We start from the raw sequence: 23,642 nt of genomic DNA on the forward strand, positions 1-23,642 counted from the left end.
GCAGAGCTCATCTGCAAGGCCCCCGTTGTGTAGCGGCCTAGCACGCCGCCCTCTCAAGGCGGTAGCGCCGGTTCGAATCCGGTCGGGGGTACAGATCCATCCTGCTGATCGTCGGAGTCGCTCTCCATGGTCATGCGGTGACATCACCCGGCGTCGCTCGCCGGGTGGGATCGCTAGGGCCCCCGTTGTGTAGCGGCCTAGCACGCCGCCCTCTCAAGGCGGTAGCGCCGGTTCGAATCCGGTCGGGGGTACTGGTCTCAACCACCATGGGCTATGGTGTAATTGGCAGCACGAGTGATTCTGGTTCATTTAGTCTAGGTTCGAGTCCTGGTAGCCCAGCTCGCAGAGCTCATCTGCAAGGCCCCCGTTGTGTAGCGGCCTAGCACGCCGCCCTCTCAAGGCGGTAGCGCCGGTTCGAATCCGGTCGGGGGTACAGAGAAAAGGGCCTCCCGCATCACGCGGGAGGCCCTTTTTCGTGCGCCCGCGGCGGGGCGCCGTCGGCCCTGGAGTCGGGCCGGAGCCACCCCCGGGCCCGCGCACCGCGGGTCCAGGGGGCCCGGCGCCGCGCCTTTCCGCGCGCGAGACCCCGCCGTCCAGATCGCGGACGGCGGGGTCTCGGCTGTGCGGGTGCGGGTATGGGCCGGGTGTGGTCGTCAGCTGGTACGGCGGAGGGCCTCGGAGAGGCGCTGGGCCGCGTCGATGATGGCCTGGGCGTGCATGCGGCCCGGGTGGCGGGTCAGCCGCTCGATCGGGCCGGAGACCGACACGGCGGCGACGACACGGTTGGAGGGGCCGCGCACCGGGGCCGACACCGAGGCCACGCCCGGCTCGCGCTCACCGATCGACTGGGCCCAGCCCCGGCGGCGTACGCCGGAGAGGGCCGTGGCCGTGAAGCGGGCGCCCTGGAGGCCGCGGTGCAGGCGCTCCGGCTCCTCCCAGGCCATCAGGATCTGCGCCGAGGAGCCGGCCTTCATCGTCAGGGTCGAACCGACCGGCACCGTGTCCCGCAGGCCCGAGAGGCGCTCGGCGGCCGCGACGCAGATACGCATGTCGCCCTGGCGGCGGTAGAGCTGCGCGCTCTCGCCGGTCACGTCCCGCAGGTGGGTGAGGACCGGTCCGGCCGTCGCCAGCAGGCGGTCCTCGCCCGCCGCGGCGGCGAGCTCCGAGAGCCGGGGGCCGAGGATGAAACGGCCCTGCATGTCGCGGGCCACCATGCGGTGGTGTTCCAGAGCCACGGCGAGGCGGTGCGCCGTGGGGCGGGCGAGCCCGGTCGCCGCGACCAGCCCGGCGAGGGTGGCCGGACCGGACTCCAGAGCGCTCAGAACCAGAGCCGCCTTGTCGAGAACGCCGACGCCACTAGAGTTGTCCATGAAACGATACTCGCGTCTCACTCTGTGAAACGCAAGTTCAATTTTCCCGGGAAGTTGCCAGTCTGTACAGGCGGGTACCTCAGGGCCCGCTCCGCCGCCGCCCCGCACGGGGGTCCGGACGGGGGCGCACCGAATCTCTAGTTGGGCCGGCGACGACGCCGGCCGAAGGGAAAGCGATGGGTAGGACACTCGCGGAGAAGGTCTGGGACGACCACGTCGTCCGGCGCGCCGAGGGCGAGCCGGACCTTCTCTTCATCGATCTGCACCTGCTGCACGAGGTGACCAGCCCGCAGGCCTTCGACGGGCTGCGCAAGGCCGGGCGCGCCGTACGCCGCCTCGACCTCACCATCGCCACCGAGGACCACAACACCCCCACCCTCGACATCGACAAGCCCATCGCCGACCCGGTCTCCCGGGTCCAGTTGGAGACGCTGCGCAAGAACTGCGCCGACTTCGGGGTACGGCTGCACTCCCTGGGCGACGTAGAGCAGGGCGTCGTGCACGTCGTCGGCCCGCAGCTCGGACTGACCCAGCCCGGCACCACCGTCGTCTGCGGCGACTCGCACACCTCCACCCACGGGGCGTTCGGCGCGCTGGCGTTCGGCATCGGCACCAGCCAGGTCGAGCACGTCCTCGCCACCCAGACGCTGCCGCTGGCCCGCCCGCGCACCATGGCGATCACCGTCGACGGCGAACTGCCCGAGGGCGTCACCGCCAAGGACCTGATCCTCGCCGTGATCGCCCGGATCGGCACCGGCGGCGGCCAGGGCTACATCCTGGAGTACCGGGGCTCGGCCATCGAGAAGCTCTCGATGGAGGCGCGGATGACCATCTGCAACATGTCCATCGAGGCCGGCGCCCGGGCCGGCATGATCGCCCCGGACGAGACCACCTTCGCCTACCTGGAAGGCCGCGCCCACGCGCCCCAGGGGCAGGAGTGGGACGAGGCGGTCGCCTACTGGAAGACGCTGCGCTCCGACGAGGACGCGGAGTTCGACGCCGAGGTCGTCATCGACGCGACCACCCTCTCGCCGTTCGTCACCTGGGGCACCAATCCCGGGCAGGGCGCCCCGCTCACGGACCACGTCCCGGACCCCGCCTCCTTCGAGGACCCCTCCGACCGGTACGCCGCGGAGAAGGCCCTGGAGTACATGGGGCTGGACGCCGGGCAGGCGCTGCGCGACATCAAGGTCGACACCGTCTTCGTCGGTTCCTGCACCAACGGCCGGATCGAGGACCTGCGGGCCGCGGCCGACATCGTCAAGGGCCGCAAGGTGGCCGACGGTGTCCGCATGCTGGTCGTCCCCGGCTCCGCACGGGTCGGGCTCCAGGCCGTCGAGGAGGGCCTGGACGTCGTCTTCAAGGAAGCCGGCGCCGAATGGCGGCACGCGGGCTGCTCGATGTGCCTCGGCATGAACCCCGACCAGCTCGCCCCCGGGGAGCGCTCCGCCTCCACCTCCAACCGCAACTTCGAGGGACGCCAGGGCAAGGGCGGCCGCACCCACCTGGTCTCGCCGCAGGTGGCCGCCGCCACCGCGGTGACCGGCACGCTCGCCTCGCCCGCCGACCTCACCGACGTACCCGCGGGAGTCTGATCAGCCATGGAAGCCTTCACCACGCACACCGGCCGGGCCGTCCCGCTGCGCCGCAGCAACGTCGACACCGACCAGATCATCCCCGCGCACTGGCTCAAGAAGGTCACCCGCGACGGTTTCGAGGACGGGCTCTTCGAGGCCTGGCGCAAGGACCCGGAGTTCGTCCTGGGCAAACCCGAACGCGCGGGTGCCACCGTCCTGGTGGCAGGGCCGGACTTCGGCACCGGCTCCTCGCGTGAGCACGCCGTCTGGGCGCTGCAGAACTTCGGCTTCAAGGCGGTCGTCTCCTCCCGCTTCGCCGACATCTTCCGCGGCAACTCGCTGAAGAACGGCCTGCTCACCGTGGTCCTCGACCAGAAGGTCGTCGACGCTCTGTGGGAGCTGACGGAGAGCGACCCCACCGCCGAGATCACCGTCGACCTCCAGGACCGCGAAGTCCGCGCCGGGGGCATCACCGCCCCGTTCGAGCTGGACGAGAACTCCCGCTGGCGGCTGCTGAACGGCCTGGACGACATCAGCATCACGCTGCGGAACGAGGACTCCATCGCCGCGTACGAGTCGAGCCGTCCGGTCTTCAAGCCGCGGACGCTGCCCGTCTGACCGTTCCCCGCCGCGCCGCCACCGCGCCCCCGCTCCCGCCGGAGTGGGGGCGCGGTGCTGCGCGGGGGAGTTGCGGATCTCCGAGGGGGAGTGGGGGCCGGGCACCCGAACGGTCCAGTGGAGCGCGGGGAATGTGCGGGCCGGCGGCGGACGGGGCGGAGCGGTCCGGTGTCCGTGCCGGGGCTTCGGGGGCCGAGGCGGGGGCATGCGGAGTGCAGAGCGGGAATGCCGAGGACGCCAAAGATGTTCGGAGTTGGCGTGAAAGTGCCCCTCGGGGCGAGCTCCGGAGACCGGAGGGGGCCATCCGGCTGACCCTGCGGCGAGTTGACGCGGCCACTCGGACGACACCCGGAAGGGTGGTCCCCGTATTGGTCAAGTGTGCTGCCGCAGCCGGGAGTTGGCATCCTTTCGCAAGGTGGGGCGCAGGTCGCCCCGTACTTCTGAAAGGGTGGGCCCCGCGCGGCAGTTGCCCCCCTGTGGGGCGACAACTCGACGCAGATGGCACAATCGGCGCATGGAACGCGACAGCGAGATCGAGCTCTACGACGTTGTCGCCGACCGGCTGAAAGAAGCGCACTCCCGAGTGCGCGCGCTGCAAGTCCCGGAGGACGTCCGCAGGGCGCTCTCCCGAAAGCTGCTGGCCATTACGGCCGCGGCAAAACACGATCTCGCGGCGGCGGCCCGACGACTGGACCGCTTCACGGCAGAGCTCGACGAAGGGCGATTCCCCGAAGGTCTCTGAGCTCCAAGTGAGCCCCACAGGAGCCTCAAGGCCCCTTCGTGGAGCGACAGGTCGCCTCCGTTGCGGCGCATGGGTGATTAGCCCGTTTCGTGTTTGATTTGCGGTATATATCTGCCTACCGTGCGAAAAAGCTTGAACACATTGGTTCTGGCAATGCCTCCGAAGGGGAAGACGTGAACAAGGCGCAGCTCGTAGAAGCGATTGCCGACAAGGTCGGCGGTCGTCAGAACGCCGCCGAAGCCGTCGACGCGGTGCTCGACGCGATGGTCCGCGCGGTGGTGGCCGGGGAGCGGGTCTCCGTCACCGGCTTCGGTTCCTTCGAGAAGGTCGACCGCCCCGCCCGTTACGCCCGCAACCCGCAGACCGGCGAGCGGGTCCGGGTCAAGAAGACCTCCGTGCCCCGCTTCCGGGCCGGGCAGGGCTTCAAGGACCTGGTGAGCGGCACGAAGAAGCTCCCGAAGAACGATGTCGCGGTGAAGAAGGCGCCCAAGGGCAGCCTCACCGGCGGCACCAAGACCACCGCGAAGGCCGCCGCGAAGAAGGCGACCGCGAAGAAGGCCTCGGCGGCCAAGAAGACCACCACCGCCGCGACCGCCAAGAAGGCCACCCCGGCCAAGAAGACCACGGCGACGAAGAGCGCGCCCGCGGCGAAGAAGACCACCGCCACGGCGAAGAAGGCCACCCCCGCCAAGTCGGCGGCGAAGAAGGCCACCGCCAAGAAGACGGCCCCCGCCAAGAAGGCCACCGCCACCAAGGCCCCGGCCAAGAAGTCCTCGGCCCGCAAGACCTCCACCGCCAAGAAGACCACGGGGACCGCGAGGAAGAAGTGACGAAGTAGCGGACCGCCGCGGAGCCTTCGGACACGGCTGGACCACGCGCATCGGGCCGGGCCCCCCTCGGGGAGCCCGGCCCGCGGCGTGTCCGGGGCGGGGTGCAGGGCGGCGCGGCCCCCAGCGCTGAGCGGCCACGGCGCGCCGGGAGTCTCCCGACGCTGCCGACGGTCCGCGCCCCGTGCGGCGCTCAGAAGGTCTGGAGGGTGACCAGCGTGATGCGCGGGGCGCCGCCGTCCGCGCCGGGCGCGGTCTCGATCCGTACCCGCTGGCCGGGGCGGAGCAGGCGGAGGCCGCCGGCGTCGAACGCCGCGCCGTCGAAGGGCACCGGGGTGCCGTCGTCCAGCAGCACGCTGCCGCCGCGGGTCTCGGGGTCGTACGTGTACGCGGTCGCCTGCATGCCCCGCAGCGTAGCCGCCGTCTGCGCGGTGAGGGGCGTGCGGGGCGGGGCGGGCCCCGCGACGCGGCGTACGGTGCGGGGCGGGGCCCGCCCCGTACGGCGCCGCACGGGGCGGTCCGTTCAGCCCGGGGGCGCCGACGAGGCCCGCGGGGCGGGCGCGGTGGTGTCGCGAAGAGACGCGAGGACGGCCGCCGTGCGCGGGCCCGGGCCCAGCTCACGTGCGGCGTGCAGATCGGCCGGGGTGTCCACGTCGCGGCGTACGCCGGGCACCGCGTCCGGCGCCAGCTCCACGGCGCCCGCCGCGGTGTGCCGGGCGCGCGACGGGCCCCCGAAGCACGGCGTGAACGGGGCGCCGGGCGCGGCGGAGAGGAAGGTCGTGCCGATCCCCGCGGCGTCCGCGAGGAAGGCCCGGGGGTGCGCCGCCGCCGCGGCGAGGACGCGCGCCAGTTCGCCGGGGCGCAGCGCGGGGAGGTCGGCGTTGAGGGCGGCGAGCGCCGCGCGGGGCCGCGCCGCCCGCACCGTCCGCGCGCCGTGCGCCAGCGCCGCGTTCAGCCCCGCCGCCGGGGCGTCCCCCGTCACGCGCGCCCCGAGCGCCGCCAGCGCCCCGCCGGCCCGCGCGTCGTCCGTGACGACCACCACATCCCGGACCGCCGAGCACGCCAGCGCGGCCGCCACCGTGTCCTGCGCGAACGCCAGCGCGAGCCGCGCCCGCGCCGGGCCGTCGAGGGCGGGGGCGAGCCTGCTCTTGGCCAGGGCAAGGGGTTTCAGGGGGACGACCAGGCTCCACCCGGCCGACCCGCCCGCGTCGGGTTCAGTGCGCATCCTGGTCATTCTCGCTCTCCCGGGTGCTCGCCCCGCCGCCGGTCCCGGGCCGTGCCGGGCGAGGGTGGGCGTACGGTGTTCTCGACAGAAGGGGGCCCCGGGGCGACACTTGTGCGTCCGCCCAGGGCGCAATCGGTCCCAGGGTTCGAAGAGGAAGGTGCCCGAGTGTCCCGCCGCAGAATCGGCTTCTGGTACCGCTTGGCAGCGGTCATCGCCAAACCGCCGCTGGTGCTTCTGTTCAAGCGGGACTGGAGCGGAATGGAGAACATTCCGGCTGACGGCGGATTTATCACCGCGGTCAATCACAACTCGTATCTCGACCCGCTCTCCTACGCTCACTACCAGTACAACACCGGACGCGTTCCGCGATTCCTCGCGAAGAACGGACTCTTCGGCAAGGGATTTGTCGGCGCCGTCATGCGCGGCACCGGGCAGATTCCGGTCTACCGCGAAACCACCAATGCGCTGGACGCCTTCCGGGCGGCCCTGGACGCCATCGAGCGCGGCGAGTGCGTCGCCTTCTACCCCGAGGGCACCCTCACCCGCGATCCCGCGATGTGGCCCATGACCGCCAAGACCGGCGCCGCCCGGGTCGCCCTGCGCACCCGCTGCCCCGTCGTCCCGGTCGCGCAGTGGGGCGCCAACCTCGCCATGCCGCCGTACGCCAAGGAGAACAAGCTCCGGCTCCTGCCGCGCAAGACGCTGCAGGTGAAGGCGGGCCCGCCGGTCGATCTCAGCGCCTACTACGACCTCGAACCCACCCCCGAGGTGCTGCGCGAGGTCACCGAGACCATCATGGCGGCGGTCACCGCCCTGCTGGCCGAGATGCGCGGCGAACCCGCCCCGCCCACCCCGTACGACCCCCGCACCGCCCGCCTCCAGCAGCAGCGGCGGCGGCCCGCCGCCCGCCCGCAGCCCGCCGCCACCGCGGTGGGCGACGGCGCGCAGGGGCAGAAGTCAGGAGAGAGCAACCAGTGACACCCCCGGTCAAGGCAGCGGTCTTCGGAACCGGCTCCTGGGGAACGGCGTTCGCCATGGTCCTCGCCGACGCGGGCTGCGAGGTCGTCCTGTGCGCCCGCCGCCAGGAGGTCGCCGACGAGGTCAACACGGCGCACACCAACTCCGGCTACCTCCCCGGCACTGTGCTGCCCGCCTCGGTGCGGGCCACCACCGACCCCGCCGAGGCCGCCGCGGACGCCGACTTCACCGTCCTCACCGTCCCCTCGCAGACGGCCCGCGCCAACCTCGCCACCCTGGCGCCGCTGCTCGCCCCGGACACCGTCGTCGTCTCCCTGATGAAGGGCGTCGAACTCGGTTCCGCGATGCGGATGAGCGAGGTCATCGCCGACACCACCCAGCTGCCCGCCGAGCGGATCGCCGTCGTCACCGGCCCCAACCTCGCCCGGGAGATCGCCGCCCGGCAGCCCGCCGCCGCCGTGGTCGCCTGCACCGACGAGGACGTCGCCCGGCGGCTCCAGGCCGCCTGCCACACCCCGTACTTCCGCCCGTACACCAACACCGACGTGGTCGGCTGCGAACTGGGCGGCGCCGTCAAGAACGTCATCGGCCTCGCCGTCGGCATCGCGGACGGCATGGGCCTCGGCGACAACACCAAGGGCTCCCTCATCACCCGCGGCCTCGCCGAGACCACCCGGCTCGGCCTCGCCATGGGCGCCGACCCGATGACCTTCTCCGGCCTCGCGGGCCTCGGCGACCTGGTGGCGACCTGCTCCTCGCCGCTGTCGCGGAACCACACCTTCGGCACCAACCTCGGCAAGGGGATGACGCTGGAGGAGACCATCGCCGTCACCGAGCAGACCGCGGAGGGCGTCAAGTCCTGCGAGTCGGTGCTCGACCTGGGCCGCCGGCACGGCATCGACATGCCCATCACCGAGACGGTCGTCAGCATCGTCCACGATGGGAAGCCGCCGCTGGTCGCCCTCAAGGAGCTCATGGCGCGCAGCGCCAAGCCCGAGCGCCGCTGAGCGCCGGGGCCGCGGGACGGGGCGGGAGCCGCCACGCCGGTGCGGCCGCGGGGTCGCCCCGGCCCGCACCGCCGCGGCGGCCGGCCGCCGGAGCGGACGGACCGCTTCCGACCTGCTGCGCCGCGCCGTACGGGGCCGCGCGGGGCCCGCACGGCCCGCTGCGGCGCTCGGGTGCCCTCGCCGCGACAGGGCCCCTCGGGCGCTGACGAGCGGCCTACCAGCAGGTACGCTCAACGCGATATGAGCAGCGAGAACTCCCCCCAGAACCCGGCCCTCCCCGAGCCCGGAACCGAACCCCGCAAGCCGCGCGTCGCCGTCGTCTTCGGCGGGCGCAGCTCCGAGCACGGCATCTCCGTGGTCACCGGCGGCGCCGTCCTGGGCTCCATCGACCGCTCCCGGTACGACGTCCTGCCCATCGGCATCACCACCGAAGGCGGTTGGGTGCTCACCGCCGACGAGCCGGCCCGGATGGCGATCAGCGAGCGCACCGTCCCCGACGTCGCGGGCCTCGCCGAGCCCGGCGAGGGCACCGTCGTCCTCCCCGTCGACCCGTCCAGCCGCGAGGTCGTCTACAGCGAGCCCGGCTCGGTGCCGAAGGTCCTCGGCGACGTCGACGTCGTCTTCCCCGTCCTGCACGGACCCTACGGCGAGGACGGCACGTTCCAGGGCCTCCTGGAACTCGCCGGCATCCCGTACGTCGGCTCCGGCGTGCTCGCCTCCGCCGTCGGCCAGGACAAGGAGTACATGAAGCGGGTCTTCACCTCGTTCGGGCTGCCGGTCGGCCCGTACCTGGTGATCCGCCCCCGTGAATGGGACGCCGACGCGGCCGCCGCCCGCGCACGCATCCTCGACTTCGCCGGTGAGCACGGCTGGCCGCTCTTCGTGAAGCCCGCCCGCGGCGGCTCCTCCGTCGGCATCACCAAGGTCGACGGCGCCGAGGGCCTCGACGCGGCCATCGAGGAGGCCCGCCGCCACGACCCGAAGATCCTCGTCGAGTCGCTGCTGCGCGGCCGGGAGATCGAGTGCGGCGTCCTGGAGTTCGAGGACGGGCCGCGCGCCAGCGTCCCCGCCGAGATCCCGCCGGTCCAGGCCCACGACTTCTACGACTTCGAGGCCAAGTACATCGACTCGGCCCCCGGGCTGGTCCCTGCCCCGCTGACCGAGGAGCAGACCGCCGAGGTCCAGCGCCTCGCCGTGGAAGCCTTCGAAGCCGCCTCCTGCGAGGGACTGGTGCGCGCCGACTTCTTCCTCACCGAGGACGGCGGCTTCGTCATCAACGAGATCAACACCATGCCCGGCTTCACGCCGATCTCCATGTACCCGCGGATGTGGCAGGAGTCCGGCGTCGACTACCCGGCCCTCGTCGACCTGCTGGTGCAGGCGGCGCTGCGCCGGTCGACCGGGCTGCGCTGAGCCCGTACCCGACGGCCGGCGGGCCGCGCCGGGCCGCCCTTGCCGCGGTCCGGCTCCGGGGCGGTCCGGCTCCGCGCGGTGCCGGCCGGTCAGTCGGCGATGCCCTCCGGTATCGCCGCGCCGATCGCGGGCGCGAGGTCGCTGAGCGGTGCCAGGCCCTCCGGTACGTGCTGCGAGGGCAGGGCCACCTCCACGTAGGCCCGCCGCAGTGTCGTGGTGAAACGGAACGAACCGTCGTCCCGCTCCTCCATCAGCCAGCCCACACCGTCGGCCTCCACGCCGTCGGCGTCGGGGTCGTTCATCGCACCGGGCCTCGGCACACCGCAGCGCAGTATGATCGCCGGGTTGCCCCACCCGGCGGTCAGTGCCGACTCCGGTCGCGGATCGTCCCGTTCCAGACCGGCGACGCGCTGCGGAAGCCGGTCGTCCAGGTCCTGGCAGAGGGCGGCCGCCGCACCGTCCGGCTCGGGAACCGCCGCGGTCTGCCGGCCGTCCGCGGAAGAACAGCCGGCAGCGGCGGCCAGCAGCAGCGCGGCGGCAGCGGACCGGAGGGACCGGCGACGGGTGAGGTTCACCGGGCCAGCGTAGACGGGGGCTACAGATGCACGACCGGGCAGGTCAGAGTGCGGGTGATGCCGTCCACCTGCTGGACCTTGGCGACCACCATGCGGCCCAGTTCGTCCATGGTGTCGGCCTGGGCCCGCACGATCACGTCATAAGGTCCGGTCACATCCTCGGCCTGGATCACTCCAGGGATGCTGCCGATGAACTCGGCGACGGCCGAGGCCTTCCCGACCTCGGTCTGAATCAGTACATACGCCTGTACCACGGAGCCTCCAGGGCGGCGACGAGGATCATGTGGGGGAAAGGGTCGCCACGTTATCGCGTCCGCGCCCGCCACGGGGAGAGCCGCGCGCCCCGACGCGCGCGCCGTCCGGCTTGCGGGGCACGGGCGTTGACGTGTGAGTTGACGGTACCGACCCCCGCCCCGCCCCGCGACCGCAAACGGAACGTGGCGCCCGGGGGACGGGGCGGCGCCGCCGCCGGAGCGCCGGCCGGTGCGCACCCGGACGCGGGGACCGGGGACGATGGGGGAGCGGGGCGGAGCCGGAGCACGCGGCACCGCGGGGGTACGCGAATTCCGGTACGCGGGGCGGGGCAGCCGGCCCGGGCCGCGGCCGGTGCGACGGCGCGACATGGACGGTTCGGTACGTGACCGGTCTCGACCGGCACTTGATGCGAGAGGTGGGCGCACGGTGAAAGGCACTGTGGGCGAGCTGGGAGAGTTCGGGCTCATCAGAGAGCTCACGTCCCGGCTCACCATGACTCCGGCGGTACGGATCGGCCCCGGCGACGACGCCGCCGTGGTGACCGCGCCGGACCGGCGGGTCGTGGCGAGCACGGACATCCTCCTGGAGGGGCGGCACTTCCGCCGTGACTGGTCCACCGCCTACGACGTGGGGCGCAAGGCCGCCGCGCAGAACCTCGCCGACATCGCCGCGATGGGCGCGGTGCCCACCGCGATCCTCCTCGGCCTCGTCGTCCCCGCCGAACTCCCCGCCGCCTGGCCCGCGGAGCTGATGGACGGCCTGCGCGACGAGTGCCAGGTCGCGGGCGCCGCCGTGGTCGGCGGCGACGTCGTACGCGGCGACACCGTCATGGTCTCCATCACCGCCCTCGGCGACCTGCGCAACCACGAGCCCGTCACCCGCGCCGGGGCGCAGCCCGGCGACGTCGTGGCCGTCACCGGGTGGCTGGGCTGGTCCGCCGCCGGGTACGCCGTGCTGTCCCGGGGCTTCCGCTCGCCGCGCGCCTTCGTCGAGGCCCACCGGCGCCCCGAACCGCCGTACCACGCGGGGCCCGCGGCGGCCGGGCTCGGCGCCACGGCCATGACCGACGTGAGCGACGGCCTGATCGCCGACCTCGGCCACATCGCCGAGGCGAGCAAGGTCCGGATCGACGTCGCCTCCGGCAAAGTCGACATCCCGAGCCAGATGAACGACATCGGCCAGGCCGTCGGCGTCGACCCCCTCCAGTGGGTCCTCACCGGCGGCGAGGACCACGCGATCGTCGCGACCTTCCCGTCCGACGTGAAACTCCCGGCCCGCTGGAAGGTCATCGGCGAGGTCCTCCACCCCTCCGCCCTGCCCCGGGTCACGGTCGACGGGGCACCTTGGACGCACAAGGGGGGCTGGGACCACTTCGGGGACGCGGGGGCCGGGGTGATCGAGGACGGGGGGTGAGCGGCGGGCTCGGTCGGGGTGGGGGCCGGGTGGGCTGAGCGGGATCGGGTGCGGCGTGAGGTGGGACGGGGTTCGGTGCGGGCGGGGCTGTTGAGTACGGGGTGACGGGGCGGCGTGGGGGTTACGTGTAGGGGGTGGCGGGGCGGCGTGGGTGTGACGGGTAGGGGGTGTAGGGGGCTGCGGGGCGGCGATGCCCTTACCGCGGGGCGTCGCAAGGCGGGGCCCACGCCGCGTGCAGCGTGCGCCGCGCCCCGTCGGCGGGGCCGCCGCGGTGCGCGGCGCCACCTCGCGCCCGAGACGCGGGGCGGCAGGCCCCGCCACCCGTCCGGCCTGGACGCACCGCTAGATTCGCCCCCATGGACATACCGCCGCGCCCCCGCCGGGTGCTCACCGTCGCCGGGTCCGACTCCGGTGGCGGAGCAGGCATCCAGGCGGACTTGAAGACCATGCTCGCCCTCGGCGTGCACGGCATGAGCGTGCTCACCGCCGTCACCGCGCAGAACTCGCTCGGCGTGCAGGGGGTCTGGGAACTCCCCGACGAGGCGGTCCGCACCCAGTACCGCAGCGTCGTCGACGACATCGGCGTCCAGGCGGTCAAAACCGGGATGCTCTCCTCCGCGTCGCTGGTGGCGACCGTGGCCGAACTCCTCGATGTCACCGAGGCGCCCACCGTGGTCGACCCCGTCGGCGTCTCCAAGCACGGGGACTCCCTGCTCGCCGAGTCCGCCCTCGACGCCGTACGCCACCGGTTGCTGCCGGTCGCCACGGTCGCCACCCCCAACCTGGACGAGGTCGCCCAGCTCACCGGCGTCCAGGTCCACGACGAGGACGGGATGACGCGGGCGGCGGAGGCGGTGCTCGCGTTCGGGCCCGCGTGGGTGCTCGTCAAGGGTGGACACCTGCCCGGGGACGCGGTCGACCTGCTCACCGACGGCACCGAGACCCACTGGTACCGCGCCCCGCGCCTGGACAACCGGCACACCCACGGCACGGGCTGCACCCTCGCCAGTGCCATCGCCTCTCACCTGGCCCTCGGCCACCCGGTCCCGGAGGCGGTCGGCCTGGCCAAGGAGTACCTCACCGGGGCCATCGGCGCCGGGTTCGCCCTCGGCGCGGGGATCGGCCCGGTGGATCACGGGTGGCGGCTCGGGGAGCGCAGCGTGGGGGAGTAGGCCGCCGGGGCCGGGGGTGGCTCGGGGCCGGGTTGGTATTCGGGCCCGGCCGTCGTGCTCAGGGCTGGTGCGGTGGGCCGCGCACTCCGAGTCCGAAGTGCCTCGGCCCCGCTCCGTACGGGGCGCCCACCGCGCGGCCGGCGGCGCGGTGGGCGTGGTCGCAGCCCGCTCCGTACGGGGCGCTACGTCGCGCGCGACCTGCGGGTTTGCGGAACGGTGGTGCGACGGGGCGCGCCCCGTACGGGGCGGACCGCGGCCACGAACCATCGCTCGACGGCGCCCTTGCCCAGCCACTCCCGAGGCACGACCGCCCCCGCGCCCAGCCACCCACGAGGCGCGACCGCCCCGCACTGCGACCGCCCCGCACCGCGACCGCCCGAGTACCACTTACACGCCCGAGCGCCCCCGTCCCCGAAGGCGCAGCCCCGACCGCCCTCAGCTCAGCCGTTCCGGCCCAGCCCTCGTGCAGCCCCTGCTCCCGGACAGGCAAAAGGCCGGTTCATCCGAAGATGAACCGGCCTTAGAGCAGCAAGCCAGGTGGCCGCGCCAGTGCGAGACGTCCACGCGAGAACCGGGTTGCCCCCGCTCGGAGCGGGGACACCGCTCGCGATTAGCGCGAGACCTTGCCGGCCTTGATGCACGAGGTGCAGACGTTGAGCCGCTTCGGCGTCCGACCGACCACGGCACGCACGCGCTGGATGTTGGGGTTCCAGCGACGCGACGTACGGCGGTGCGAGTGCGAAATGTTGTTGCCGAAGCCCGGCCCCTTGCCACAGACGTCGCAGTTGGCAGCCACGGGTCACTCCAAAGACTTCAGATGCACTTACAGTGAAATCCCGGCATGCCGGGATCAGTAGCTGATTGGCGCTGCCAGGGGGAAAAAGCCCGATTTTCATCGAGCAACCGGAGCAGCATACAACGGCCGCTCCTGCTCAACGAAACTACCACGGGCGGCGGAGCCCCCGCCCCCGCCCACCGGAGCCGCCGGGTCTACGCTGCGGGCAGTCCAGCCGCACGAGGAGGCGCAGGTGCCCGAGCCGGAAGGGCGGCCCGCAGGGTCCCCGTCCCCCGCCCCGCATCCGCGTCCCCCGCACCGCAGGGGCAGCCACCTCGACGCCCCCGCCGTCCGCCGCTGGTGCGCCCTCGCCCTCGACGCGCTGGGGCGGGCCCGCGAGGACATCGACGCCATCAACGTCTATCCGGTGGCCGACGGCGACACCGGAACCAACCTCTACCTGACGGTCGAGTCCGCCGCCCAGGCCGTCGAGGCCGTCTTCGCCGCCCACGAGACCGACGCCACGCTGCCCGGCCTACCCGACGCGGTACGCGCCATGGCCCACGGCGCGCTCATCGGGGCGCGCGGCAACTCCGGCACGATCCTCGCCCAGCTCCTGCGCGGTATGGCCCAGGTACTGACCACGCCCCGTGACACGGCTCACGCGGCGTGCGCCGACGGCCGGCTCCTCGCCCTGGCCCTGCGCCGCGCCGCGGACTCCGCCTACGGGGCGGTGGCGCGCCCCGTCGAAGGCACCGTCCTCACCGTCGCCACCGCCGCCGCCGACGGAGCGGCCGAGGCGGACGGAGCCGGCGGAGCGGACTGCGCCGCCGTGACCCGCGCCGCGCACGCCGCCGCCCTCACCGCCCTCGGCGAAACCCCCCGGCACCTCGCGGTCCTCGCCCGCGCCGGGGTGGTCGACGCCGGCGGCCGCGGCTTCGTCACCGTCCTGCACGCCCTGGTCGAAGCCCTCACCGGCGAACCCCCTGCCCGCCCCGCGCCCCGCCCCGTCGGCGGCCTTGCGGCCCCGTCGTGCACCGCCCCGCCGCCCGCCCCGTCCGGCGAACCCGTGGGCGACGGCGCCGACGACTGCGTCCCCGGCGAGGCAGCCGCCGGCAGTCCCGCGTACGAGGTGATCTACCTCCTGGACGCCGACGACGCCGCCGTCGCCCGGCTTCGCGGGCGCCTCGACGCGCTCGGGGACTCGCTCGTCGTCGTCGGCGGGGACGGGCTGTGGAACGTGCACGTCCACGTCGACGACGCGGGCGCCGCCGTGGAGGCCGGGATCGAGGCCGGCCGCCCGCACCGCGTCCGGATCACCCACTTCGCCGCCGTCACCGCCGCGCGCCCCGACACCGCCCAGCCGCCCCGCGAGCGGGCCCCGCGCGCCGTCGTCGCCGTCGTCCCCGGGGACGGCCTCGCCGACCTGTACGCCCAGGGCGGCGCCACCACCGTGCACCACCGCGCCGGGGAACCCCCCGCCAGCGGCGAACTGGCCGAGGCGATCCGCCGGGCCCACGCCCACGAGGTGGTCCTGCTCCCCAACGACCCCGAGTTGCGGCACACCGCCGCCGTCGCCGCCGAACAGGCCCGCGGCGACGGCATCCGCGTCGCCCTCATCCCCACCCGCTCCGCGGTCCAGGGCATCGCGGCGCTCGCCGTCCACGAGAGCGGCCGCCGCTTCGACGAGGACGTCGTCGCCATGACCTCCGCCGCCGGTGCCACCCGGCACGGCGAGATCACCGTCGCCGAACGCCAGTCCTGGACCACCGCCGGCATCTGCCAGGCGGGCGACGTGCTCGGCCTGGTCGACGGCGACGTGGCCGTCATCGGCGCCGACCTCACCGACACCGCCCGCACCGTGCTGGACCGGATGCTCTCGGCGGGCGGCGAGATGGTCACCCTCGTCCTCGACGACGAGGTGCCGGACCAGGTGGCCGACCTCCTGGAGCGCCACGTACGGACCACCCACCTCGCCGTCGACACCGTCGTCTACCGGGGGGGGCGGCAGAGTTCGCCGATACTCATCGGGGTGGAGTGAGGAGCCCGTCCCGACGTCGGGACGGGCCCGGCCCCCGCGCCGATTGTCAGCCCCGTGGTGTGCAATGGACCACGTGCCCGCGCTCGATGAGAACCTGAAGAAAGTAGTCGGCCCGCCCACCGCGAAGGTGATGGCCGACCACCTAGGCCTGCACACCGTCGGAGACCTGCTCCACCACTACCCGCGCCGCTACGCCGAGCGCGGCGAGCTGTCCACCCTCGCCGACCTCCCGCTGGACGAGCACGTCACCGTGGTCGCCCAGGTCTCCGACGCACGGGTGCACACGTTCAACGGCGGACGCGGCAAGCGCCTCGAAGTCACCATCACCGACGGCAGCGGCTCCCTGCGCCTGGTCTTCTTCGGCCGCGGCGTGCACAAGCCGCACCAGGACCTCCAGCCGGGCACTCGCGCCATGTTCGCGGGCAAGGTCTCCGTCTTCAACCACCGCCTCCAGCTCGCCCACCCCGCCTACCAACTCCTGCGCGGTGACGGCGCGGAGGACGTCGCCTCCTGGGCCGGCGCCCTCATCCCGCTCTACCCGGCCACCGCCAAACTGGAGTCCTGGAAGATCGCCAAGGCGGTCGACGCCGTCCTCCCCAGCGCCTCCGAAGCCCTCGACCCGCTCCCCGGCGCCCTGCGCGAGGGCCGCGGCCTCGTCCCGCTCCCCGAGGCCCTGCTGAAGATCCACCGCCCCCAGACCCAGGCCGACGTCGCCCAGGCCCGCGCCCGCCTCAAATGGGACGAGGCCTTCGTCCTCCAGGTCGCCCTCGCCCGCCGCCGCCATGCCGAGGGCCAGCTCACCGCAGTACCCAGGCGCCCCGCGCCCGACGGCCTGCTCACCGCCTTCGACGTGCGGCTGCCCTTCACCCTCACCGACGGCCAGCAGAAGGTCTCCCGCGAGATCTTCGACGACCTCGCCGCCGACCACCCCATGCACCGCCTCCTCCAGGGCGAGGTCGGCTCCGGCAAGACGATGGTGGCGCTGCGCGCCATGCTCGCCGTCGTGGACACCGGGGGCCAGGCGGCGATGCTCGCCCCCACCGAGGTCCTCGCCCAGCAGCACCACCGCTCCATCACCGAGATGATGGGCGACCTCGCCGAGGGCGGCACCCTCGCCGCCGCCGAGCACGCCACCAAAGTCGTCCTGCTCACCGGCTCCATGACGGCCGCCGCCCGGCGCAAGGCCCTCCTCGACCTGGCCACCGGCGAGGCCGGCGTCGTCATCGGCACCCACGCCCTCATCGAGGACACGGTGCAGTTCCACGACCTCGGCCTGGTCGTCGTGGACGAGCAGCACCGCTTCGGCGTCGAGCAGCGCGACGCCCTGCGCGCCAAGGGCCACACCAAGGAGGAGGCCCGCACCCCGCACCTCCTCGTCATGACGGCCACGCCCATCCCGCGCACCGTCGCCATGACCGTCTTCGGCGACCTGGAGACCTCCGTCCTCGACCAGCTCCCCGCCGGACGCTCCCCGATCTCCACCCACGTCGTCCCCGCCCAGGACAAGCCCCACTTCCTCGCCCGCGCCTGGGAGCGCGTCCGCGAGGAGGTCGAGGGCGGCCACCAGGCGTACGTCGTCTGCCCGCGCATCGGCGACGAGGAGGAGGGCACGGCCAAGAAGAAGGCCGCCGCGGACGACGGTGAGCGCAGGCCGCCCCTCGCCGTCCTCGACGTGGCCGAGCAACTCGCCGCCGGGCCCCTCGCCGGGCTGCGCGTCGAGGTGCTGCACGGCCGTATGGCCCCCGACGACAAGGACGACGTGATGCGCCGCTTCGCCGCGGGCGAGGCCGACGTCCTGGTCGCCACCACCGTCATCGAGGTCGGCGTCAACGTCCCCAACGCCACCGCCATGGTGATCATGGACGCCGACCGCTTCGGCGTCTCCCAGCTCCACCAACTCCGCGGCCGCGTCGGGCGGGGCTTCGCCCCCGGGCTCTGCCTCCTGGTCACCGACATGCCCGAGGCCGCCCCGGCCCGCGCCCGCCTCGGCGCCGTCGCCGCCACCCTCGACGGCTTCGAGCTCTCCCGGATCGACCTGGAGCAGCGCCGCGAGGGCGACGTCCTCGGCCAGGCCCAGTCCGGCGTCCGTTCCTCGCTGCGGATGCTCGCCGTCATCGAGGACGAGGAGATCATCGCCGAGGCCCGCGAGGAGGCCACCCGCACCGTCGCCGAGGATCCCGGCCTCGCCGGTCTCCCCGCCCTGCGCACCGCCCTCGACGCCCTGCTGGACGAGGAGCGTGAGCAGTACCTCGACAAGGGGTGAGCCGCCGCCCGCGCCCCGGCCCGCGCCGTACGCCGACAGGTGCGCCCCGCTCCGTACGCCATATCGTGGACCCTGGCCGCACCCCCACCCCCGAAGGACTCAGATGACCCGCGTGATCGCCGGGACCGCCGGCGGACGCCGCCTCGCCGTACCGCCGGGCACCGGCACCCGCCCCACCTCGGACCGGGCCCGCGAGGGCCTCTTCTCCACCTGGCAGTCGCTGCACGGCGGGCCCCTCGACGGCGTACGGGTCCTCGACCTCTACGGCGGCTCCGGCGCCGTAGGCCTCGAAGCGCTCTCCCGCGGCGCGGCCCACGCCTTGATCGTGGAGGCCGACGCCCGCGCCGCCCGCACCATCCGGGACAACGTCCGCACCCTGGGCCTGCCCGGCGCCGAGGTCCGCGCCGCCAAGGCCGCGCAGGCGATCGCCGCCCCGCCCCCCGGCGCCCCGTACGACCTGGTCTTCCTGGACCCGCCGTACGCCGTCACCGACGAGGAACTCCGGGAGATCCTGCTCACACTGCGCACCGGGGGCTGGCTCACCGATGAGGCGCTCATCACGGTGGAACGCGCCACCAGAGGGGGAGAATTCGGATGGCCGGACGGATTTCACCCTGAGCGGGCCCGCCGCTACGGCGAGGGAACGTTTTGGTACGGTCGCGCCGCCTCTACGTGCGAAGACGCACGATGACCGGACCCGGGAGCGAGGGACTTCAGTTGCGCCGTGCCGTCTGTCCGGGGTCGTTCGACCCCATCACCAACGGACACCTCGACATCATTGCCCGCGCCTCCAGGCTCTATGACGTGGTCCATGTGGCCGTCATGATCAACCAGTCCAAGAAGGGGCTCTTCGAGATCGACGAGCGGATCAGCCTGATCCGCGAGGTCACCGCCGAGTTCGGCAACGTCGAGGTCGAGTCCTTCCACGGCCTGCTGGTCGACTTCTGCAAGCAGCGCGACATCCCCGCCATCGTCAAGGGGCTGCGCGCCGTCAGCGACTTCGACTACGAACTGCAGATGGCCCAGATGAACATCGGCCTCTCCGGTGTCGAGACGCTCTTCGTCCCCACCAACCCCACCTACAGCTTCCTCTCCTCCAGCCTCGTCAAGGAGGTCGCGGCCTGGGGCGGCGACGTCTCCCACCTGGTCCCGGAGCCGGTCCTGGCCGCCCTCGGCGACCGCCTCGGCAAGAAGTGAGCCCCGCCCCTCGCGGCTGACGGGAACTGACGGTGCCTCACCCGGTGTCCGCCGGGCCCCGGCTGGCCGTACAGTCGGTGCGTCCGACTTCCCAACCAGGCACAGAGATTGGCGAGCACCCGGTGGACGTCCAGAAGAAGCTCGACGAGATCGTCGACACGGTCGGCAGCGCGCGGTCCATGCCCATGTCGGCCTCGTGCGTGATCAACCGCGCCGAGCTGCTCGCCCTGCTCGAAGAGGTCCGCGAGGCGCTGCCCGGCTCCCTCGCCGAGGCCCAGGAGCTGATCGGCGGCCGCGAGCAGATGGTCGAGCAGGCTCGCCAGGAGGCCGAGCGGATCATCCAGTCCGCCCACGCCGAACGCGGCACCCTCGTCTCCGGCACCGCCGTCGCCCAGCGCTCCCAGGACGAGGCGGACCGCATCCTCGCCGAGGCCCGCCGCGAGGCGGAGGAGATCCGCGCCCAGGCCGACGACTACGTCGACTCCAAGCTCGCCAACTTCGAAGTGGTCCTCACCAAGACCATCGGCTCCGTCGGCCGCGGCCGCGAGAAGCTCCTCGGCGCCGCCCCCGAACCGGACGAGGGCTACGAGGACCCCGACTACGCCGACGCCCCCGAGCGCAGCCACGACCCCGAGACGCTCCGCCGCCGCGCCGACGACTACGTCAGCGCCAAGTTCGGTGCCTTCGAGGCGGTCCTCGGCAAGACCCTGGAGGCCGTCGGACGCGGCCGCCAGAAGCTCCACGGCCGCATCGCCACCGACGAGCTCGCCGCCCTCGGCGAACTCGGCGACGAGGCCACCCAGGCCGCCACCAGCGACGCCGACTACCTCGCCGGCCTCGCCGGACCCGCCGCCCCTGCGCCGCCCGCCTCGGCGCCGCCCGCCCCCGCGGCCCCGCCGCAGGAGCCGTACGCCGACCAGGCCCCGCCCGCCGAACACGACCCGTACGGCTACGGCGTCCCGGCCCAGCAGGACGCCTACGCCTACCAGCAGCAGGGTTACGGCCAGCAGCAGCCCGGCCAGTACGGCTACCAGGAGCAGCAGCAGCCCGACCCCTACGGTTACGGCCAGCAGGGCGGCCACCCCCAGCAGCAGGGGTACGCCCCGCAGGGCTACCCGGCCCAGGGCGGCTACGACGCCAGCGGGTACGCCGTACCGCCGGTGCCGCAGGAGCGTCCCGCGACGGCGCTCGACGAGACCAGCCTCTTCGACACGAGCATGATCAGCGCGGAGGAGCTGCGCCGGTACGAGCAGGGGCGCTGACCGCTCGCCGGGCAGCGGTGCCCGGGGCGGTCCGGGGCCGGATTGGGAGACAGCGGCCCGGTCCAGTATCCTGGCTGTTCGGTCGTGCCTGTCCACGGCCCCGGCGGATCTCCGCCGGGGACCCGGCGGACTCCCCGGCGACGACGGACCGGGCCAGGTGGCCCGTGGACCGTCCCCCGGAGGCCTCCGGCAGGACCGCATCCCCTTGATCTCGTGAACCGGAAGAAGGTAAAGCTCTGAACACGCGCCTCGACCACCGCAACCCCCTCGTGTTCGACACGCATGAGCTGGGGCGGCGTCCGGGTGCCATGCAGCAGCTGAACCGCACGGTGCAGGCCCCGGGCTCCCCCGAGTTCGGTATCGAAGACGTCATCGGCGTGCCCGAGGGTTCGCCGGTGGAGATCGAGCTCCGCCTTGAGTCGGTCATGGAAGGGGTCCTCGTCACGGGGACCGCCCGTGCCGCCGCCAAGGGGGAGTGCGTAAGGTGTCTGGAGCCGCTCGGGCTGGAGCTCGAAGCGGACTTCCAGGAGATGTTCTCGTACCCTGACGCCGCCGACCGGGGCCGCACCGCGGAACCGGGCGACGACGCCGAGGACGACGAGGACGTCATCCCGCTAGAGGACGGCATGTTCGACCTCGAACCGGTGCTGCGTGACGCGGTAGTGCTCGCACTGCCCATGCAGCCGGTGTGCCAGGACGACTGTCCGGGCCTGTGCTCCCAGTGCGGGGCACGGCTCGCGGACGATCCGGACCACCACCATGACGCCACCGACATCCGTTGGGCGGCATTGCAGGGACTCGCCGGGACCATCCAGGCAGGCGAGAAGGACGATCTGAGCGGCGCCGACCCCGGTGTCGACGAGAAGCAGGAGAAGTAGCCGTGGCTGTTCCGAAGCGGAAGATGTCGCGCAGCAACACGCGCCACCGCCGGTCGCAGTGGAAGGCTGCGGTCCCCACCCTGGTTGCGTGCGAGCGCTGCCACGAGCCGAAGCAGCAGCACATCGCGTGCCCGAGCTGCGGCACCTACAACAAGCGCCAGGTCCTCGAGGTCTGAGCGGCTGGTGAGAGGCCCGATGTCTGATCTGTCCAACGCCAAGAAGGCGGACACCACGGCCTCGTCCCACACGCTTCTGGAAGGGCGGCTCGGGTACCACCTCGAGTCCGCCCTTCTGGTGCGTGCGCTGACTCACCGGTCGTACGCGTACGAGAACGGCGGCCTGCCCACCAACGAGCGGTTGGAGTTCCTCGGGGACTCCGTGCTCGGCCTGGTGGTCACCGACACGCTCTACCGCACCCACCCCGACCTGCCGGAGGGCCAGCTGGCCAAGCTCCGGGCGGCGGTGGTCAACTCGCGTGCGCTGGCCGAGGTCAGCCGCGGCCTCGAACTCGGCTCCTTCATCCGCCTCGGCAGAGGCGAAGAAGGCACCGGAGGCCGGGACAAGGCGTCCATCCTCGCCGACACCCTGGAAGCGGTGATCGGCGCGGTCTATCTCGACCAAGGCCTCGACGCGGCAGGAGAGCTGGTCCACCGGCTCTTCGACCCGCTCATCGAGAAGTCCTCCAGCCTCGGCGCAGGCCTCGACTGGAAGACCAGCCTCCAGGAGCTGACCGCGACCGAGGGGCTCGGCGTGCCCGAGTACCTGGTCACGGAGACCGGCCCCGACCACGAGAAGACATTCACTGCTGCCGCCCGCGTCGGAGGCGTCTCGTACGGCACCGGCACCGGCCGCAGCAAGAAGGAGGCGGAGCAGCAGGCCGCCGAATCCGCCTGGCGCGCCATCCGCGCCGCGGCGGACGAGCGCGCCGAGGAGGAGGCCGAAGCCCCGGCTCCGGCCTCCGACGCGGCCTCGGCCTGACCCGTCCCGCAACCGCCGGCCGTCCCCACCCGGGGCGGCCGGCGTACTGCTGTCCCGGAGCGCCCCGTCCTGCGCGCTCCGCACGAAGGGGAAGAGGCGCACGTGCCCGAGCTGCCCGAGGTCGAAGTCGTCCGGCGCGGACTGGAACGGTGGATCACCGGGCGCTCGGTCGCCTCCACCGACGTCCTGCACCCGCGCGCGGTCCGCCGCCACCTGGCCGGCGGCGAGGACTTCGCCCACCGCCTCACCGGCCTGCGCCTGGCCGCCCCGCTGCGCCGCGGCAAGTACCTCTGGCTCCCGGTGGACGACGCGCCCTTCGCGATCCTCGCTCACCTCGGGATGAGCGGGCAGCTTCTCGTCCAGCCCGGGGAGAGCCCCGACGAGAAGCACCTGCGGGTCCGGCTGCGCTTCGCCGACGACCTCGGCACCGAGCTGCGCTTCGTCGACCAGCGCACCTTCGGCGGCCTCTCCCTCCACGACACCGGGCCCGACGGTCTGCCCGACGTCATCGCCCACATCGCGCGCGACCCCCTCGACCCGCTCTTCGACGAGGACGCCTTCCACCAGGCGCTGCGCCGCCGCCGCACCACCGTCAAGCGCGCGCTCCTGGACCAGTCCCTGATCAGCGGCGTCGGCAACATCTACGCCGACGAGGCGCTCTGGCGCAGCCGCCTCCACTACGACCGGCCCACCACCACCCTCACCCGTCCCCGCTCGGCGGAACTCCTCACCCACATCCGCGCGGTGATGAACGCCGCCCTCGACGTCGGCGGCACCAGCTTCGACAGCCTTTACGTCAACGTGAACGGCGAGTCCGGCTACTTCGACCGCTCCCTGGACGCCTACGGGCGCGAGGGCGAGCCCTGCGGCCGCTGCGGCACCCCCATCCGCCGCAGGCCGTGGATGAACCGCTCCAGCTACTTCTGCCCGCGCTGCCAGCGGCCGCCGCGGGTGATCGGGGGTTGACGGCGCGGGGGCGCCGACGGGGCGCCCGCACCAGGACGCGGCGCGGCGCCGGTGCGCCCCTCGTGGGGGACGTACCGGCGCCGTCGGATGCTCAGCGGGTCAGCGGGTCA

The 23,642-nt window shown here is 73.3% G+C and carries 24 protein-coding genes and 4 tRNA genes; 22 read left to right on the forward strand and 6 right to left on the reverse strand.

Going from position 1 to position 23,642, the window contains the following annotated elements; translation table 11 throughout:
• Nucleotides 1–18: 18 nt before the first annotated feature.
• The 4 genes from ACFWMZ_RS19995 to ACFWMZ_RS20010 all read left to right on the forward strand — a co-directional run bounded on the left by ACFWMZ_RS19995 (nucleotide 19) and on the right by ACFWMZ_RS20010 (nucleotide 433).
• Nucleotides 19–91: transfer RNA gene (locus tag ACFWMZ_RS19995), tRNA-Glu, on the forward strand.
• An 87-nt stretch (nucleotides 92–178) separates the two neighbouring features.
• Nucleotides 179–251: transfer RNA gene (locus ACFWMZ_RS20000), tRNA-Glu, on the forward strand.
• A 16-nt stretch (nucleotides 252–267) separates the two neighbouring features.
• A tRNA-Gln gene (locus ACFWMZ_RS20005) sits at nucleotides 268–339 on the forward strand.
• A 21-nt stretch (nucleotides 340–360) separates the two neighbouring features.
• Nucleotides 361–433: transfer RNA gene (locus tag ACFWMZ_RS20010), tRNA-Glu, on the forward strand.
• A gap of 220 nt (nucleotides 434–653) precedes the next feature.
• On the opposite strand, the gene ndgR is transcribed toward ACFWMZ_RS20010, so the two are convergent.
• The gene (gene ndgR, locus ACFWMZ_RS20015; RefSeq protein ID WP_003951083.1) at nucleotides 654–1,370 is read right to left on the reverse strand and encodes an IclR family transcriptional regulator NdgR; all 717 of its coding nucleotides are present in this window, start codon (nucleotides 1,368–1,370) and stop codon (nucleotides 654–656) included.
• 176 nt (nucleotides 1,371–1,546) lie between these two features.
• Between ndgR and leuC the strand changes: the two genes are divergently transcribed.
• From leuC to ACFWMZ_RS20035, 4 genes are all read left to right on the forward strand, one after another.
• Nucleotides 1,547–2,965, forward strand: a complete 1,419-nt coding sequence (leuC, locus tag ACFWMZ_RS20020) for a 3-isopropylmalate dehydratase large subunit (RefSeq protein WP_383182568.1) — start codon at nucleotides 1,547–1,549, stop codon at nucleotides 2,963–2,965.
• Nucleotides 2,966–2,971: 6 nt separating this feature from the next.
• Nucleotides 2,972–3,565, forward strand: coding sequence for a 3-isopropylmalate dehydratase small subunit (gene leuD, locus ACFWMZ_RS20025; protein ID WP_383182570.1), 594 nt, complete (start codon nucleotides 2,972–2,974; stop codon nucleotides 3,563–3,565).
• A gap of 514 nt (nucleotides 3,566–4,079) precedes the next feature.
• Nucleotides 4,080–4,307 carry a hypothetical protein gene (locus tag ACFWMZ_RS20030; RefSeq protein ID WP_383182572.1) on the forward strand — a complete coding sequence of 76 codons (228 nt, stop codon included), beginning with the start codon at nucleotides 4,080–4,082 and terminating at the stop codon, nucleotides 4,305–4,307.
• A 173-nt stretch (nucleotides 4,308–4,480) separates the two neighbouring features.
• Complete coding sequence (locus tag ACFWMZ_RS20035) at nucleotides 4,481–5,137, forward strand: HU family DNA-binding protein (protein ID WP_383182574.1); 657 nt, start codon at nucleotides 4,481–4,483, stop codon at nucleotides 5,135–5,137.
• Nucleotides 5,138–5,327: 190 nt separating this feature from the next.
• On the opposite strand, the gene ACFWMZ_RS20040 is transcribed toward ACFWMZ_RS20035, so the two are convergent.
• Together ACFWMZ_RS20040 and cofC are read right to left on the reverse strand one after the other, a co-directional pair.
• Nucleotides 5,328–5,537 (reverse strand): hypothetical protein, encoded by a 210-nt coding sequence (locus tag ACFWMZ_RS20040; RefSeq protein WP_383182576.1) that lies wholly within the window; start codon nucleotides 5,535–5,537, stop codon nucleotides 5,328–5,330.
• A 120-nt stretch (nucleotides 5,538–5,657) separates the two neighbouring features.
• Nucleotides 5,658–6,368: a 2-phospho-L-lactate guanylyltransferase gene (cofC, locus tag ACFWMZ_RS20045; RefSeq protein ID WP_383203164.1), complete on the reverse strand. Its 711-nt coding sequence runs from the start codon at nucleotides 6,366–6,368 to the stop codon at nucleotides 5,658–5,660.
• 156 nt (nucleotides 6,369–6,524) lie between these two features.
• Here cofC and ACFWMZ_RS20050 point away from each other — a divergent pair, with 156 nt between their 5' ends.
• The 3 genes from ACFWMZ_RS20050 (at nucleotide 6,525) to ACFWMZ_RS20060 (ending at nucleotide 9,757) form a co-directional block, all read left to right on the forward strand.
• Entirely contained in the window at nucleotides 6,525–7,337 is an 813-nt protein-coding gene (locus tag ACFWMZ_RS20050) for a lysophospholipid acyltransferase family protein (RefSeq protein WP_383203167.1), read from the forward strand.
• On the forward strand, nucleotides 7,334–8,344 hold the full coding sequence (locus ACFWMZ_RS20055) for an NAD(P)H-dependent glycerol-3-phosphate dehydrogenase (protein WP_383203169.1): 1,011 nt from the start codon (nucleotides 7,334–7,336) through the stop codon (nucleotides 8,342–8,344). Before ACFWMZ_RS20050 ends, ACFWMZ_RS20055 begins: the two co-directional genes overlap by 4 nt.
• A gap of 240 nt (nucleotides 8,345–8,584) precedes the next feature.
• Nucleotides 8,585–9,757: a D-alanine--D-alanine ligase family protein gene (locus ACFWMZ_RS20060; RefSeq protein WP_383182583.1), complete on the forward strand. Its 1,173-nt coding sequence runs from the start codon at nucleotides 8,585–8,587 to the stop codon at nucleotides 9,755–9,757.
• Nucleotides 9,758–9,846: 89 nt separating this feature from the next.
• Here ACFWMZ_RS20060 and ACFWMZ_RS20065 read toward each other — a convergent pair whose 3' ends face one another.
• Both ACFWMZ_RS20065 and ACFWMZ_RS20070 read right to left on the reverse strand, forming a co-directional pair.
• Nucleotides 9,847–10,332: a DUF3515 domain-containing protein gene (locus ACFWMZ_RS20065; protein WP_383182585.1), complete on the reverse strand. Its 486-nt coding sequence runs from the start codon at nucleotides 10,330–10,332 to the stop codon at nucleotides 9,847–9,849.
• Nucleotides 10,333–10,352: 20 nt separating this feature from the next.
• A complete protein-coding gene (locus tag ACFWMZ_RS20070) occupies nucleotides 10,353–10,586 on the reverse strand; it encodes an Lrp/AsnC family transcriptional regulator (protein ID WP_023416799.1) in 234 nt (77 codons plus the stop codon).
• A 427-nt stretch (nucleotides 10,587–11,013) separates the two neighbouring features.
• On the opposite strand from ACFWMZ_RS20070, the gene ACFWMZ_RS20075 reads away from it, so the two are divergent.
• Together ACFWMZ_RS20075 and thiD are read left to right on the forward strand one after the other, a co-directional pair.
• Nucleotides 11,014–12,000 carry a thiamine-phosphate kinase gene (locus ACFWMZ_RS20075; protein WP_383182588.1) on the forward strand — a complete coding sequence of 329 codons (987 nt, stop codon included), beginning with the start codon at nucleotides 11,014–11,016 and terminating at the stop codon, nucleotides 11,998–12,000.
• A 356-nt stretch (nucleotides 12,001–12,356) separates the two neighbouring features.
• A complete protein-coding gene (thiD, locus tag ACFWMZ_RS20080; RefSeq protein WP_383182590.1) occupies nucleotides 12,357–13,172 on the forward strand; it encodes a bifunctional hydroxymethylpyrimidine kinase/phosphomethylpyrimidine kinase in 816 nt (271 codons plus the stop codon).
• Nucleotides 13,173–13,782: 610 nt separating this feature from the next.
• Here thiD and rpmB read toward each other — a convergent pair.
• Nucleotides 13,783–13,968: a 50S ribosomal protein L28 gene (gene rpmB / locus ACFWMZ_RS20085; protein WP_003957616.1), complete on the reverse strand. Its 186-nt coding sequence runs from the start codon at nucleotides 13,966–13,968 to the stop codon at nucleotides 13,783–13,785.
• Between the two features lie 232 nt (nucleotides 13,969–14,200).
• Here rpmB and ACFWMZ_RS20090 point away from each other — a divergent pair, with 232 nt between their 5' ends.
• The 9 genes from ACFWMZ_RS20090 to mutM all read left to right on the forward strand — a co-directional run bounded on the left by ACFWMZ_RS20090 (nucleotide 14,201) and on the right by mutM (nucleotide 23,532).
• Nucleotides 14,201–15,988, forward strand: coding sequence for a DAK2 domain-containing protein (locus ACFWMZ_RS20090; protein ID WP_383203172.1), 1,788 nt, complete (start codon nucleotides 14,201–14,203; stop codon nucleotides 15,986–15,988).
• A gap of 64 nt (nucleotides 15,989–16,052) precedes the next feature.
• Nucleotides 16,053–18,251 carry an ATP-dependent DNA helicase RecG gene (gene recG / locus ACFWMZ_RS20095; protein WP_383203175.1) on the forward strand — a complete coding sequence of 733 codons (2,199 nt, stop codon included), beginning with the start codon at nucleotides 16,053–16,055 and terminating at the stop codon, nucleotides 18,249–18,251.
• Between the two features lie 103 nt (nucleotides 18,252–18,354).
• On the forward strand, nucleotides 18,355–18,942 hold the full coding sequence (gene rsmD / locus ACFWMZ_RS20100) for a 16S rRNA (guanine(966)-N(2))-methyltransferase RsmD (protein ID WP_383182597.1): 588 nt from the start codon (nucleotides 18,355–18,357) through the stop codon (nucleotides 18,940–18,942).
• A gap of 26 nt (nucleotides 18,943–18,968) precedes the next feature.
• Nucleotides 18,969–19,448, forward strand: coding sequence for a pantetheine-phosphate adenylyltransferase (gene coaD, locus ACFWMZ_RS20105; RefSeq protein WP_383182616.1), 480 nt, complete (start codon nucleotides 18,969–18,971; stop codon nucleotides 19,446–19,448).
• 122 nt (nucleotides 19,449–19,570) lie between these two features.
• Nucleotides 19,571–20,710: an ATP synthase F0 subunit B gene (locus tag ACFWMZ_RS20110; protein WP_383182599.1), complete on the forward strand. Its 1,140-nt coding sequence runs from the start codon at nucleotides 19,571–19,573 to the stop codon at nucleotides 20,708–20,710.
• A gap of 308 nt (nucleotides 20,711–21,018) precedes the next feature.
• Nucleotides 21,019–21,588: a YceD family protein gene (locus ACFWMZ_RS20115; RefSeq protein WP_383182618.1), complete on the forward strand. Its 570-nt coding sequence runs from the start codon at nucleotides 21,019–21,021 to the stop codon at nucleotides 21,586–21,588.
• A 2-nt stretch (nucleotides 21,589–21,590) separates the two neighbouring features.
• Entirely contained in the window at nucleotides 21,591–21,764 is a 174-nt protein-coding gene (rpmF, locus tag ACFWMZ_RS20120; protein WP_003951102.1) for a 50S ribosomal protein L32, read from the forward strand.
• A 19-nt stretch (nucleotides 21,765–21,783) separates the two neighbouring features.
• Nucleotides 21,784–22,566: a ribonuclease III gene (gene rnc, locus ACFWMZ_RS20125; RefSeq protein ID WP_383182601.1), complete on the forward strand. Its 783-nt coding sequence runs from the start codon at nucleotides 21,784–21,786 to the stop codon at nucleotides 22,564–22,566.
• Nucleotides 22,567–22,668: 102 nt separating this feature from the next.
• Nucleotides 22,669–23,532, forward strand: a complete 864-nt coding sequence (mutM, locus tag ACFWMZ_RS20130) for a bifunctional DNA-formamidopyrimidine glycosylase/DNA-(apurinic or apyrimidinic site) lyase (RefSeq protein ID WP_383203178.1) — start codon at nucleotides 22,669–22,671, stop codon at nucleotides 23,530–23,532.
• Nucleotides 23,533–23,642 lie beyond the last annotated feature (110 nt).

The organism is Streptomyces sp. NPDC058373 (genome assembly GCF_042723275.1).
Taxonomy (GTDB): domain Bacteria; phylum Actinomycetota; class Actinomycetes; order Streptomycetales; family Streptomycetaceae; genus Streptomyces.